Raw genomic sequence first — 13,570 nt, 5'->3', positions numbered from 1 at the left:
AGTGGACTGATTCACGCCCCACTCTCCAACTAACAAAATAAATAATATGCGCTGCAACTACATCGTAGAATACGACAACATTGTGTTCCTAATTAAAGAACACATTTCGGCGATTAGTGCAGTAGTAAAAAAACAAAGATAAGACTAATTTGAGCGCAATATAGAACGTTCAATCATGAAGTTAAAATGAGAAAATCTAATGGTGACTAACAAAATAATTTATGTGAGAAAAATCACGTTTTTTATGTCAGCGAATCCAGATCAAAAATGGCAGAAAAAAGAAGATAATCACTTAAAAAACAGCCAATTATAAAAACCGCAAATAAAGCCACCTCTGTTACTTTTAGATACAACTTAAACTAAATATAAAATACCTAAAAAGTGCTTAATCACAAAAAAAACTATTTATTGTTTTCTCCTGCTGCATAAGCTGATCGATGAAGCAAATTCACCTTGCTCAATTTACTAAAACAATTTATTTCACTTTTTAATTAAAATAGAGAAATAAATTTTCTAATAATAAAAATTAAGCCCATTTTGATTGGTCGCCAATAAGCGGATCTCCCAGACATTTCAAAGGATGATTAGGAATGTGAAGAAAGTCGCCGCCAAAGAGTTGTCCTGCTAATACCTAAATACTGAGCTACAGCTTTGCGGTCACCATTAAACCTAGCCATCACGTCAGTGAGTGATTCCTTACTTTTATCAATAACAACCTCATGACTAGTTGCTTCCCATTTGCGCTCAGGAGACAAACTCGCTAACATTTCCTCACTGATGGCTTTTTCGGAGTATGCGCTACAATAGAGAGCCACCCGCTCCATTAAATTTCGCAGCTCACGAACATTTCCTGGCCACGCGTAATTGAGAAAATAGTCACGACAACTTAACAGCTGTTGCACGCGAAAAGCAGGGAGTGGCAAGACCAATCCAGCAAAGGCTAACTTAAGTAGCCGCTCCGCTAATACTAAAATATCATCACCACGTTCATTGAGCGCAGGCACGCGCATTCTCAGCACCCCGAGCCGATAAAATAGATCGGCTCGAAAACGCCCTTCTTTCACCCAACGGTCTAAGTCACAGTGGGTCGCACAAATGACTCGAACATTCACTTGTAGCGGTTTATACCCACCGACTCGTACTACAGAGCGTTCCTCGAGAACCCGCAACAACTTTGTTTGCAATGCGATAGGCATTTCACCAATTTCATCTAAAAACAGAGTTCCCCCACTCGCCAATTCAAATAGTCCTGCTCGACCACCGCGACGAGAGCCAGTAAAGGCGCCTTCTTCATAACCAAATAATTCGGCTTCTAATAATGTTTCAGGTATCGCACCACAGTTAACAGCGACAAAAGGCATTTGCTGTTTACTACGCTTATGTTGATTAAATAAGGTATATTCGTGATGAATAGCTTGCGCCACCATCTCCTTTCCTGTTCCACTCGCGCCTTGAACCAATACTGTTGCATCAGAACGTGCATACAACATAATAGTTTGCCTAACACGCTCCATCGATAATGACGAACCAATCAGGTCGTTTATCGTATAACGAACTTTTGCGGGGTTAGGGGGAAGGTATTTACCTTGCGAATGGTTTTCACGCCTCGACATTCGGCTTAATTCGATAGCATCTGAAAATGCTTGCTGTATGGTTTCTGTGGAATAGACAAAAACCCCAGTCATCCCCATTTCATCCGCCAAGTCCATGATTAACCCAGCCCCCACGACAACAGAAATCCCCATAGCTTTTAGTGCTTTAAGCTGAGACCTTGCATCTTCTGCCGTGACATAACTCCGCTGCTCGATTTGTAAACCAAAGCGCTGCTGAAATTCATCTAATGAAGACAACGTTTTTTTATAATTGATGATCCCGACTTTATCGCTAATCTCTCGGGCTTTAGCCAATGCTTGCATAACATCGAAGCCACTGATTTTCACGATAATAACAGGGACTGAAACATGGCTTTTTAAATAAGCCCCATTTGAACCCGCACTGATAATGGCGTCACAGTGTCCATCCTTTAGTCGTTGACGAACAGCCTCTACCGCCTGTTCAAAACCAAGATTGAGCGGCGTGATTTCCGCTTGCTCACTAAATTCAGGGCTGATATCTCGAAACAATGTAAATAACCGGGACACTGAAACCGTCCAAATAATGGGTTTTTCCACCATCACCCTACCTTCTCAATACGTTTCAAATTTGTTTCATTTAACAATATATGGTTTCAATGAAACATGCCAACCGATTATTTTAAATTTGTTTTTCTTATCACAAATCGAGAAAATCATCACACCATTGATTTTAAACACTTTTTACCTGTACGTAATTTAACTCAAGGTTGGCACGTCAATTGCTATATGACTATAGTTATCTCAATTTAATTACAATTAATTAACACCACATGAGGCTATTATGTCGTCATTTAGTGCAGGTCAAAAGTTTCGCGAGGCTATCACCCAAGAATCTCCACTACAGCTTGTTGGGGCCATCAATGCCAACCACGCACTCCTTGCTAAACAAGCTGGCTATAAAGCTATTTATTTATCTGGAGGTGGCGTTGCTGCTGGGTCACTGGGCATGCCGGACTTAGGTATTTCAACCTTAGATGATGTTTTAATTGATATTCGACGCATTACTGACGTATGTGACTTACCACTAATGGTTGATGCTGATATTGGCTTTGGCCCTTCTGCTTTTAATGTCGCACGCACGGTAAAATCATTTTACAAGGCGGGCGCAGCCGGGTTACATATTGAAGACCAAGTAGGCGCAAAACGCTGTGGCCATCGCCCTAATAAAGAGATTGTATCGACGCAAGAGATGGTCGACCGCATCAAAGCAGCCGTTGATGCACGAACTGATGACAGTTTTGTCATTATGGCTCGAACCGATGCATTAGCGGTCGAAGGACTCGATGCCGCGCTGGAACGTGCACAAGCCTACATAGAAGCCGGTGCGGATATGCTTTTTCCAGAGGCAATCACTGAACTTTCTATGTATCAACAGTTTACGAGTAATACTTCCGCTCCCGTACTGGCCAATTTAACCGAATTTGGCCAAACCCCTTTATTTACCCTTGATGAATTACGCAGTGTGGGTATTGCCATTGCGCTATATCCACTGTCTGCGTTTCGAGCCATGAATAGAGCAGCTGAACAGGTTTATACAACGTTACGTAAAGAAGGCACGCAAAAAAGTGTCATTCCACTAATGCAGACTCGAGAAGAACTGTATCAAAGTATTCATTATTACGATTATGAACAAAAACTGGATGCACTATTTTCCCAAAAGAAATCATAATTTTTAAACACTTATCATTACTCAAAGTTGCATCTCTTCTGTCCCCTACAAGGAATAAATGATGAATGAACAACTTAGTCGTACTGAAGCACCTCAATTTAAACCTAAAAAATCAGTTGCACTTTCTGGTGTAGCGGCTGGAAACACAGCGCTTTGTACCGTTGGACGTAATGGTAATGACCTGCATTATCGCGGGTTTGACATTCACGACTTAGCCACACAATGTGAATTTGAAGAAATCGCACATTTGCTCATCCATGACAGGCTCCCTACGGCAACTGAGCTCGTTGCATACAAAGAAAAACTACAATCCTTTCGAGGGTTACCCGCAAGTGTCAAACAAACCTTAGAATCAATACCGGCGAACGCACACCCGATGGACGTCATGCGTACAGGCGTATCAATGATGGGATGTGTGTTACCCGAAAAAGAATCACACTCTTTTTCTGGCGCTAGAGATATCGCTGACCGCTTGTTAGCGTCACTGGGTTCGATGTTGTTGTATTGGTACCACTTTAGCCACCATGGACGACGCATTGAAACCCAAACGGATGATGATTCGATTGGCGCGCATTTTTTGCATCTATTACACGGTAAAAAGCCCCCTGCTCAATGGGAAAAATTCATGCATATTGCGGCAATTTTATACGCAGAACATGAATTTAACGCATCCACATTCGCAGCTAGGGTTATTGCGGGAACAGGCACAGATTTTTACTCTGCAATGACAGGGGCAATTGCCGCCCTGCGTGGCCCAAAACACGGTGGTGCAAATGAAGTTTCATTAGAAATTCAGCAACGTTATGCATCAATGGACGAAGCGGAACAAGATATTATCGCCCGGGTTAAAAAGAGTGAGGTTATCATTGGCTTTGGCCACCCAGTTTATACCCTCGCAGACCCTCGTCATCCCATAATCAAATCTGTCGCCTTACAGTTATCAGAACAAAATCTAAATCGACATCTTTATACCGTTGCAGATCGCATTGAATCTGTCATGAAACGTGAAAAAAATATGTTTCCAAACTTAGATTGGTTTTCTGCTGTGGCTTATCACCTTATGGGCATTCCCACCGCTATGTTTACTCCATTATTTGTTATGGCACGTACCGCGGGCTGGTCAGCACATATTATTGAACAACGACAAGATAATAAAATTATTCGCCCTTCAGCCAACTATGTTGGGCCTGAAAACCAATTATTTATTCCTATAGAACAGCGTTAAAAGGTAACCTAATGACAACACAAACCGTGCGTTCGCAACAAATTGAATTTGATAAAGTGATCAGCGATATTGTTGATTATGTAATGGATTACCCGATTATTTCTGAGCTCGCCTATGATACGGCTTATCATTGCCTGCTCGACACCCTTGGTTGCGGTATGGAATCCCTTGAATACCCTGCATGTAAAAAATTATTAGGCCCTATCGTCCCGGGGACTATCGTCCCAAATGGCACAAAAATCCCAGGTACACAATTTCAATTAGACCCTGTGCAAGGCGCATTTAATCTTGGCACAATGTGCCGCTGGCTTGATTTTAATGACACTTGGCTTGCTGCCGAATGGGGGCATCCATCTGATAACCTTGGCGGTATTTTAGCTACTGCGGATTGGCTTTCTCGTGAAAATATTGCGAAAGGCAAGCCCCCGCTAGTGATTAGAGATGTTTTGACGGCATTAATTAAAGCGCATGAAATTCAAGGTTGTATCGCATTAGAAAACGCCTTTAACCAAGTTGGGCTCGACCATGTTATTTTAGTCAAAGTGGCCTCAACTGCGGTTGTTTCTCATTTATTGGGCTTGGAAAGAGAGCAAATTCTCAATGCGGTCTCCCAAGCATGGATTGATGGGCACAGTCTGCGTACCTACCGCCATAGCCCCAATACAGGGTCTCGCAAATCATGGGCTGCAGGTGATGCAACATCTCGTGCGGTTCGGCTCGCTTTAATGGCTCAAAAAGGGGAGATGGGCTACCCAACGGCGTTAACCGCTAAAACCTGGGGTTTTTACGATGTTTTATTTAATGGGCAACCACTGCGTTTTCAACGCCCTTATGGCTCATATGTCATGGAAAATGTGTTATTTAAGATTTCTTTCCCTGCTGAGTTTCATTCCCAAACTGCAGTAGAAGCAGCGTTACAACTCCATCAAACCCTCGAAAAACTAGGAAAAACGGCTCAAGATATTGAGTCGATTGCCATACGTACCCATGAAGCTTGTATTCGTATCATTGATAAAAAAGGCCCATTACATAATCCGGCAGATAGGGATCATTGCATCCAATATATGGTCGCTGTCCCATTAATTTTTGGTCGTCTAACGGCCGCTGATTATGAAGACAATGTTGCTAAAGACGAACGTATTGATGCATTACGTGCAAAAATGCATTGCACAGAAGATGTACAGTTCACCCAAGACTATCATGACCCTGAAAAACGCTCGATTAGCAATGGGTTAACTATTACATTGAAGGATGGGCAAGTGCTTGATGAGGTTGTTATCGAATATCCTGTTGGCCACAAGCGCCGCCGTAAAGAGGGTATGCCATTATTATTAAATAAATTTAGAGTTAATTTAGCAAGGCAATTCCCTGAGGCTCAACAAATTCGAATTCTAAAAGCCTCTCTCGATAAACCAATGCTAGAAAAAATGCCCGTTAATGAATATATGGATTTATTTGTTATTTAAGTCTAAAGCAATTATTAGCGAGCAATTCAATTCAGCGCCTTAATATTGAGGCGCTGAACATTCACTGAGGTATCAAAAAACAAATTGGTAGCGAGTTTGGTTTCGGTACACTTGTTGAGGAAACGCAATCGAACTGTATTGTTCTCCCCACTCTGAATGGTTAATGGCATCCGCTGGAAACTGAGTTGCCAACACTACCCCTGAATAAGGGACATACGTTCGAGTTTTCCCCGATGTTGCAAGCAGGTTATTTCCACTATATACATGTAATGCAGGCTGTGTTGTTGCGATATTGAGCCATACATCCCCATTTGGCGCCCCCAGTGTTGCCACTGTCTGCTCACCGTCGGTTAATGCATCGTTTAATATAAACCCATGATCATACCCACCAACGCGGTGCTGCACATCGTCTTGTAAAAAATCTCGGCCAATACGCTTGCTTTGGCGAAAATCAAAATTGGTTTCAGCCACGTTATGCCATTCGCCCGTTGGAATACCGTCCATATCTGTCGGCAAGAATTGGTCTGCACCAATATATAAATCATGTTCCAAAGCCGTTCTGACCGAATCTTCCCCCGCTAGGTTGAAGTAGATGTGGTTCGCGAGGTTAACAGGGCAAGCTTCTGTCGATTGATAAGTATGGTGAATAACGACTTGATTATCTTCTGTGAGTTCATAGCTCACCTCAACCTCTAGCCGACCTGGAAAGCCTTGTTCACCGGCAGGAGACACTAAAGAAAAAATAGCCTTCTGGGGAGTTGGCTGAAAAATACCCCATATACGCTGGCTAAAATTATGCTTTCCACCATTCAAGCAGTGTACACCTTGGTTATTCGCAAGCTGATAACGCTGTTCATTTAACGTGAACTGTGAATTATTTATACGGCTAGCGACTCGCCCAACGGTTGAACCAAGGTATACTCCTTGTTCCATCTGTTTCGCCATATTGGGTGACCCCAAAACAACGTCTCGTTTACCTGTTACTAATGGAAGTATACAGCTAACCCAACTAGCGCCTAGACTACTGAGAATAATCTTCATACCATTTTGATTTGTAAGGGCAATAACCTTTGGGGCGCGAAATATCTGACATTGTTCTTGAGTTAACTGCATTTTTTCCTCAATCATTCAATAATTACTATAAAGAGCTGCTTGCTATATTTGCCCTTTACGTTGGAAAAATACTATATTGTGCCGTGCTGAAACAACATATTAATTTTCACCTTGTTATCAACTAGGTGCAATAATTAATGGAGCCTTTTTACATAATAGCTTGCAATAAAAAACCGAGCCACTTTTATGCTCGGTTCTTATCGGAAAATAAAATCAACCTATAATTAATGCTTAATCTCTTTGTCATATGGGTCAAGGTGTGTCATGACATCCAAAATTAATGGGTTTTCCATCAGCTTTTTACGCACATTTACCGCAATCTCATGGCCAACAGTAATACTCATATTTCCATCAAGCTCTAAATGTACATCTACCAATAAAAAGTCGCCTGACTTACGTGTTTTTAAATCATGATACCCTGATAATTCACTGATATTATCCAAAATAGAACGGATTTCCTGCAAAGTTTCTTCATCTGCACCTTTATCCATTAAATCTTGCATGGATTGATTGGTGAATTTAAACCCCATCCGAAAAACAAATGTCCCCACAATCAACGCGGCCAGTGGGTCAAAAATTTTAAATCCGCACAAGCTACCAACAATACCAATAGCCACCACTAAGGAAGAAGCCGCATCAGAACGAGCATGCCATGCATTCGCCACTAACATACTGGAGTTCACTTTTTTCGCGACATGCAGCATATAGCGAAACAGCCCCTCTTTTGCGACTAAAGCAATCAGTGCGACAATCAATGCAATTGAGTGAACTTCAGGAATTAACTCAGGTTTCAGTAATTTTTCAATCGCTGACCAAACCATTCCCACACCCACAATTAATAAAATAATACCTAATATTAATGACGCACCATTTTCATAACGAAAATGGCCATATGGGTGGTCTTCATCTGGCTTTTTGTGGCTTTTCTTATTCGCTATCAACACCACAAAATCAGCAACCAAATCCGATAATGTATGAATACCGTCAGCTACTAACCCGGAAGAATGAGAAAAAACGCCAACAATTATCTGCCAAATCGATAAGAAAATATTTACGACAACACTGACTAATGTGCTTTTTTTTGCGGCTTTAAATTTTATTTGTTGAATTTCAAAATCACTTTTTTTCTGTGCTGAAGCATTATTCATAGTCATAAAATGGGTTCTTTAATGAAAAACAAAACAATTATCATTCAAATAATACATTTAAATCAATTAGTTAAACAACTTACCGCAATATTCGCATATATTTTATTAAAAGTCTCTGTGTGATTTGTAAATAACACAGAGAGTTGATAATAATTATTCTTTCTTTTCAAAGAATAAGTTATGTCATTTTTAGATTATCGCCATAAATGCGCACGTTATAGCATTTATTACTTTTCATTTAACTTATAGTATATTGTAGATAACCTTTTGTAATTAATTTTAAATAATACGAAAATGAGGTAGCTATGTATAAAAAAATCCTAGTCCCTATTGATTTGTTAGAAGATGAATTAAACCAAGAGATCATCAAACACGTTGAGGCACTAGCGCAACTAAGCTCAGCCGAAATTCATTTTCTATCCGTTATTCCGAGCCTTGAGTTATTTTTTGGTATTGAAATTGCCGCATTACCAGAAAGTAACAAAGATTCTGCGGAACGTTCAATCCTTGCAATGCGTGCATTAGAAGAAGTTATTAAAGATATCAAAGTTGCTGATGAACGGATCCACTGCAAAATTGGTATTGGTTCAGCTAAAGATGAAATCTTAGATTATGCGCAAGACATTAGCGCAGACCTCATTGTTGTTGGCTCTCATCACCCAAGCACTTCAACCTATCTATTAGGCTCAACAGCCTCTGCAATCGTGCGCCATGCGAAAACATCTGTCTTCGTTATTCGCTAAATTGGTTCTATAAAAAATGCCGCTAAATGCGGCATTTTCTTGAATATTTATTTTGTAACTGAATCCATTAATTTATCGTCTGTAGACCAGATACGGTATTTTACTTGCATATCTTTCGGAGCATAAACCACAATCGGTAATTTGCTGTTATAACGCACAAATGCATCATCACCTAATTGAGTTGGCACAAAACGGTCTTTTGCAGGTTCAGAACACCCCATCATAGTAGATGCAGGGCCTTTTACTTCGTCAAGTTTATAATAATCATAACCCCAGCCTTCCAACGTCTTTCTGTCTAGGTCACCCATAAACCATTGGCGGTTACAATCTGCTTTGATCGTTTTTCCAATAACTAACTCAACCATAAAGTCATTTTCATTTTGTTGCTTGGTTAATTCAATCACATGACGAGTCATACCCGATTCTGCTTTTGGGTATGGCGCGATCTTTTCCAAATCCTCCGTTGCGACTGCACATGATGAAATTAATGCCGCTGCCATTACAGATAAAATCGCTTTTTTCATTATTTATTCCTATCTAGAAATACAAAATCAATTTTAAAAACCAGAATTTTATACATACTAAGTCATTTACACCGTAATTATCACTATAGATGATTCTTAATTACAAAAATATAGATAACCCGGGTAAAAACAATGTAATACTACTTAATTCTAGTTGAAAGATCATAAAACTAATAAAAATTATGTAAATTACAAGCTATTGGGATGTACAAAATGTACGCTCTGTTTATACTGAATCTGAGGCTTAATATATTCTGAGGAGGTAGTATGTTATCAGCAGATCAAGATTTAGTTTCAAAATTAATCTCTACGCATCCCCGTTTTCAAACGCTTTATGAAAAGCATCATCAACTCGACAAAGAAATCAGTAAATTAGAAGGCCCTTCTGGTGCTGGTTACAATGAGCATGTCGCTAAGCTAAAAAAAGAAAAATTACATCTTAAAGATGAAATGCAAAAAATAATGCTCTCGAGTCAATAGACTATCACGATAACAACATGTGTTGTTTTTCTAACATGATGAAAATAAAAAGATTAGCTAACACCCTAAAAAATGACGATGTTCTATTGTTCATTTAGTACCTAGCTAAGTATTTTTCATTCAACTAAAAGAGGGTAATTTTTACCCTCTTTTTTGTTACATTGAAAAACTCTTTATTTTGTTGAGCTCCATCAATAAAAGTAAGAATACATTATCATTAACTCGCTATCCTCATATAAAGTTGTATATTAAATGTATGTTTGTTTTTTATAGAGACTTATTTTATGGCTGGTAAACGCATTCAACGTGAAATTAAAACGATTGAAAAAATGATAAAAATCTATGAAAAAACCTACCCCGCCCCCATAGAATCGCCTAATTTCTATCAAGAATTATTTTCCTATGCCGTTAATAGGTTAGAGAAATGCCGATATGGAGAAGAAAAACCAGCTTGTAAACAATGTCCAATCCATTGTTACCAACCCAAAATGCGAGAGCAGATGAAGCTAGTTATGCGCTGGGCTGGCCCTAAGATGCTAATCCATCACCCAATACTAGCTGTACGCCACTTACTTGATGACCGTAAACCCGTTCCTGACTTACCAGCTAAAGTGAATAAGCGAACAGCTAAAAGCATGGGTCATGATGAGTGAGACCCTAGCTCAAATTGGCACCCTCTATTTAAGGTTTCAAACAAAACACAGCATAAGGAGAAAAATAAGGCATAGGTAGGCTGAAAAATGATGAATGAAAAAGTAATAACATTTGAAATTATGCATAAAAATACATATTTGAAATGCCTATCAGAGCAATTGTACAAACCTATCATTATAAAAATGAGATGCCTGTCGCAATAAACCCGCTATCCAGCCCTATCTTGATAAATTAGTATTATCGATACGATAAACATAATAAATAACTCAAGTTAACAATTATTTATTACATAAATAATATTAATCAATGATGGTTTTAACGAATTTTAATATCATCATTAACATAGCTAAAATTCACATTACTATACTAAAAATGACAATTGAGCAAAAAGTAGAAAAAAAACGCCTATTATGCGTAAAAAACGATAACATATTAACAACCGACTAATTTTAGTATTTTGGATTAATAACCCAAACTAAAAAAATAATAAAAATAAAAAACTAAATAAACTTTTTTTAACACTACAAATACCGAACCAAAACCCAGAAAAGATCGGAAAAAGCATATTTGGAAACATTTATTTATATTTGGAATTACAATGTGACACAAAATTAATCGATTTATATAATTTCAACCATACTAATAACACCCATGCTTTATATTACCAGATTGAAATTGTTGAATATTTTATTTTGAAATTATATTTGAAATACAATTAATGAAGGTATCGTCATGCAAGTAATAAATTCACCGAATCAATACGTAATTAAACAGATAAACATTAATAGTCACGCATCTCATAATATCATCGACTTAGAAACCAAAGGGCTTTTGATCATAGAACAAGGCTCTGTGTTACTAGAAACCCCAGCTAACTCACAACACTTAAATGAAGGTGACATTTTATATCACAAACAAGGGGCTTACTCCTTGCAACTCACCGAAACCACAGATTGCAAATTACTTTGGATCCCCTTAAATGATGATTTCTTGCGTAACTTCATCTCCAATCATGGTGCAGAGTTAAGCGAAATAGACCGTAATGAAGCCTTACCATGTGATGTGATTAAATTTAATTCATCTCCCATCATTGATGAGATCAAAGCAAGCTTAAATGCATTTATTAATAATGAATACCCTGACGTCATCTTCACACTCCGAGTAAGCGAATTATTATTATTACTCAGCTACAGTGAACAAGGAGCTCTATTGTTATCTAATTTTAGGCAGCTGAGTAGTCGCCAAGTTGAGCGTTTGCAGTTATTTATGGAAAATAATTATCTTAAAGAATGGAGGCTAAGTGAATTTGCACGTACTTTTGGTATGGGATTAACAACGTTTAAAGAATTGTTCAATACCGTTTATTCAACCTCACCACGCTCGTGGATTAGTGAAAAACGTATCATGTATGCACACCAGCTATTAATTAACACGACAATGAGCATTGTAGAGGTTTCAATGGAAGCAGGCTTTTCCAGTCAATCTTACTTCACCCAAACTTATCGAAAACGATTTGGATACACACCGAGTAGATCAAGAATAGCAGCTTAACCGCTCAGCAATCTTCGAACTCATGCCCTGTCAGTTATAGAAATATAATCTGGCAGAAAGGCAAGTCTCAGTCCCTTCCGTTACACAGCCATATTCACTTCTTAGACTTCTTAAATTTCTATAATCCCTTCAGATTGATATACCACAAAAAAAGGTAATTCGCCTTTCAGTGACAAATTACCTTTAAGATGAACTCAGACAAAAGCTATATTATTTTGCTTTGATTATTTTTAAATCAATGATTGACATGGAGTTTGGTGGCACTTCTCCTGGTATACCGTCAACACCATACCCTCCTTCAGGTTTAATATAGACTTTAACCATCCCCCCTTCCCCTGCTCGTTCTACAAAGGAATTTAATGGCGTTGGTAACTGACTATAAGGTAATGTGACCGGGTTTTGGTCGGTGTACAATACCGTAACCTTACCATCCGTTAATTGCTCTCTCATAATAAAAGTCACGTCTTTATTTTTAACATCTTTTATAGGAGAACCTGCTTGAATGATTTTATAGTAAGTGTTGCTATCGAGCTTACTGTATTTTTGAGCGGTGATTTGCTCAATAATTTTTTGGTTTTTCTTCGCATTTTCTGCGGCAACCGCTTTTGCATCTTTGCTAGGTGGAACTCGCCCTGCCAAGCCAGTATTCGGTTTTGTGCCACTTCTCGCTTTTAATGCATCATTTTCATCTTGTAACTGAGTTATCAATCGGTTTAATTCCATAATTTGTGATTTTAAAGTTTCATCACTCGAAATGGATTTACGCGAATCTAGCTCTGTTTGTAATTTTTTCAACTTCTCTTGTGCTGATGCCAACTCTTTTTGAGAATTAGTTTTTAAATCACCAAAAAGTTTACTCGTCTCTGTCAGTTTTTGCTCAATCTCAGACTGTTTCTTTGTTTTAGCCGCAATATCGCTTTCAAGTTTACTAATTTTGTCTTCTTGGGACTTAGCCTGTTTAACAAATTGCTGGTTTTGCTGCTCAAGTTTTTTCTTCTCACTTTCCTGGGCAGTCAGTGCATCATTAATTGATTTTTTCTCAGATTCCAACTTAGCTAAAGCGGCTTCTTTCTGTTTCAATAATGCAATTTGTTTATTTAAGTCTGTCGTTAACTCTTTGACTTGCTTGTCACTTGCTTGCCCTATTAGCGCCGTTTGTTTTTCAACATCTTTTTGCAACTTCAACAGATCCGCATTGGCCTGTTGCAATTGTTTTTGAGCATCAACAAAATTCTGTTCATTTTGCTTTAAGTTTGTTTGTAATTGTTCCTGTTGCTTTTGGCTCTCAGCATATTGTTTTGATAATGTATTTTGTGCTGCTTGCTGCTCAGCTAACTGTTTTTTCGCTATTGCTAATTCTGAC

The 13,570-nt window shown here is 38.7% G+C and carries 12 protein-coding genes; 7 read left to right on the top strand and 5 right to left on the bottom strand.

Annotated features, from left to right (window positions below; translation table 11 throughout):
* Positions 1–584: 584 nt before the first annotated feature.
* On the bottom strand, positions 585–2,174 hold the full coding sequence (prpR, locus tag PSF67_RS17470) for a propionate catabolism operon regulatory protein PrpR (protein ID WP_246501307.1): 1,590 nt from the start codon (positions 2,172–2,174) through the stop codon (positions 585–587).
* Positions 2,175–2,415: 241 nt separating this feature from the next.
* Here prpR and prpB point away from each other — a divergent pair, with 241 nt between their 5' ends.
* From prpB to PSF67_RS17455, 3 genes are all read left to right on the top strand, one after another.
* Positions 2,416–3,303, top strand: a complete 888-nt coding sequence (gene prpB, locus PSF67_RS17465) for a methylisocitrate lyase (RefSeq protein WP_195697515.1) — start codon at positions 2,416–2,418, stop codon at positions 3,301–3,303.
* 61 nt (positions 3,304–3,364) lie between these two features.
* Entirely contained in the window at positions 3,365–4,528 is a 1,164-nt protein-coding gene (gene prpC, locus PSF67_RS17460) for a bifunctional 2-methylcitrate synthase/citrate synthase (RefSeq protein WP_272677389.1), read from the top strand.
* Positions 4,529–4,539: 11 nt separating this feature from the next.
* The gene (locus PSF67_RS17455) at positions 4,540–5,994 is read left to right on the top strand and encodes a bifunctional 2-methylcitrate dehydratase/aconitate hydratase (RefSeq protein ID WP_210844703.1); all 1,455 of its coding nucleotides are present in this window, start codon (positions 4,540–4,542) and stop codon (positions 5,992–5,994) included.
* Positions 5,995–6,066: 72 nt separating this feature from the next.
* On the opposite strand, the gene PSF67_RS17450 is transcribed toward PSF67_RS17455, so the two are convergent.
* Together PSF67_RS17450 and PSF67_RS17445 are read right to left on the bottom strand one after the other, a co-directional pair.
* The gene (locus PSF67_RS17450) at positions 6,067–7,107 is read right to left on the bottom strand and encodes a galactose-1-epimerase (protein WP_102137445.1); all 1,041 of its coding nucleotides are present in this window, start codon (positions 7,105–7,107) and stop codon (positions 6,067–6,069) included.
* Positions 7,108–7,331: 224 nt separating this feature from the next.
* The gene (locus PSF67_RS17445; RefSeq protein WP_102137444.1) at positions 7,332–8,261 is read right to left on the bottom strand and encodes a cation diffusion facilitator family transporter; all 930 of its coding nucleotides are present in this window, start codon (positions 8,259–8,261) and stop codon (positions 7,332–7,334) included.
* A gap of 299 nt (positions 8,262–8,560) precedes the next feature.
* Here PSF67_RS17445 and PSF67_RS17440 point away from each other — a divergent pair, with 299 nt between their 5' ends.
* Positions 8,561–8,998: a universal stress protein gene (locus tag PSF67_RS17440; RefSeq protein ID WP_102137443.1), complete on the top strand. Its 438-nt coding sequence runs from the start codon at positions 8,561–8,563 to the stop codon at positions 8,996–8,998.
* A 47-nt stretch (positions 8,999–9,045) separates the two neighbouring features.
* Here PSF67_RS17440 and eco read toward each other — a convergent pair whose 3' ends face one another.
* Positions 9,046–9,522, bottom strand: coding sequence for a serine protease inhibitor ecotin (gene eco / locus PSF67_RS17435; protein ID WP_272677333.1), 477 nt, complete (start codon positions 9,520–9,522; stop codon positions 9,046–9,048).
* Positions 9,523–9,789: 267 nt separating this feature from the next.
* Between eco and PSF67_RS17430 the strand changes: the two genes are divergently transcribed.
* From PSF67_RS17430 to PSF67_RS17420, 3 genes are all read left to right on the top strand, one after another.
* Complete coding sequence (locus tag PSF67_RS17430; protein WP_004261774.1) at positions 9,790–10,002, top strand: DUF465 domain-containing protein; 213 nt, start codon at positions 9,790–9,792, stop codon at positions 10,000–10,002.
* 284 nt (positions 10,003–10,286) lie between these two features.
* Complete coding sequence (locus tag PSF67_RS17425; RefSeq protein WP_102137441.1) at positions 10,287–10,655, top strand: nitrous oxide-stimulated promoter family protein; 369 nt, start codon at positions 10,287–10,289, stop codon at positions 10,653–10,655.
* A gap of 733 nt (positions 10,656–11,388) precedes the next feature.
* Entirely contained in the window at positions 11,389–12,207 is an 819-nt protein-coding gene (locus PSF67_RS17420) for a helix-turn-helix transcriptional regulator (protein ID WP_166267694.1), read from the top strand.
* 210 nt (positions 12,208–12,417) lie between these two features.
* On the opposite strand, the gene PSF67_RS17415 is transcribed toward PSF67_RS17420, so the two are convergent.
* The coding region (locus tag PSF67_RS17415) for a hypothetical protein (RefSeq protein WP_272677332.1) at positions 12,418–13,570 on the bottom strand (1,153 nt) is incomplete at its 5' end.

The sequence above is a fragment of the Providencia sp. PROV076 genome (genome assembly GCF_028483405.1).
GTDB classification, from domain to species: Bacteria; Pseudomonadota; Gammaproteobacteria; order Enterobacterales; family Enterobacteriaceae; genus Providencia; species Providencia huaxiensis.
Note: the sequence above shows the minus strand (reverse complement) of the source record. Positions and strands in the feature narration are given on the sequence as shown.

Coding starts and splice junctions, on each gene's coding strand:
- PSF67_RS17425 (WP_102137441.1), top strand. CDS start 10,287: ATGGCTGGTAAACGCATTCAACGTGAAATTAAAACGATTGAAAAAATG.
- PSF67_RS17430 (WP_004261774.1), top strand. CDS start 9,790: ATGTTATCAGCAGATCAAGATTTAGTTTCAAAATTAATCTCTACGCAT.
- PSF67_RS17455 (WP_210844703.1), top strand. CDS start 4,540: ATGACAACACAAACCGTGCGTTCGCAACAAATTGAATTTGATAAAGTG.
- prpR (WP_246501307.1), bottom strand. CDS start 2,174: ATGGTGGAAAAACCCATTATTTGGACGGTTTCAGTGTCCCGGTTATTT.
- PSF67_RS17445 (WP_102137444.1), bottom strand. CDS start 8,261: ATGACTATGAATAATGCTTCAGCACAGAAAAAAAGTGATTTTGAAATT.
- eco (WP_272677333.1), bottom strand. CDS start 9,522: ATGAAAAAAGCGATTTTATCTGTAATGGCAGCGGCATTAATTTCATCA.
- PSF67_RS17440 (WP_102137443.1), top strand. CDS start 8,561: ATGTATAAAAAAATCCTAGTCCCTATTGATTTGTTAGAAGATGAATTA.
- prpB (WP_195697515.1), top strand. CDS start 2,416: ATGTCGTCATTTAGTGCAGGTCAAAAGTTTCGCGAGGCTATCACCCAA.
- PSF67_RS17420 (WP_166267694.1), top strand. CDS start 11,389: ATGCAAGTAATAAATTCACCGAATCAATACGTAATTAAACAGATAAAC.
- prpC (WP_272677389.1), top strand. CDS start 3,365: ATGAATGAACAACTTAGTCGTACTGAAGCACCTCAATTTAAACCTAAA.
- PSF67_RS17450 (WP_102137445.1), bottom strand. CDS start 7,107: ATGCAGTTAACTCAAGAACAATGTCAGATATTTCGCGCCCCAAAGGTT.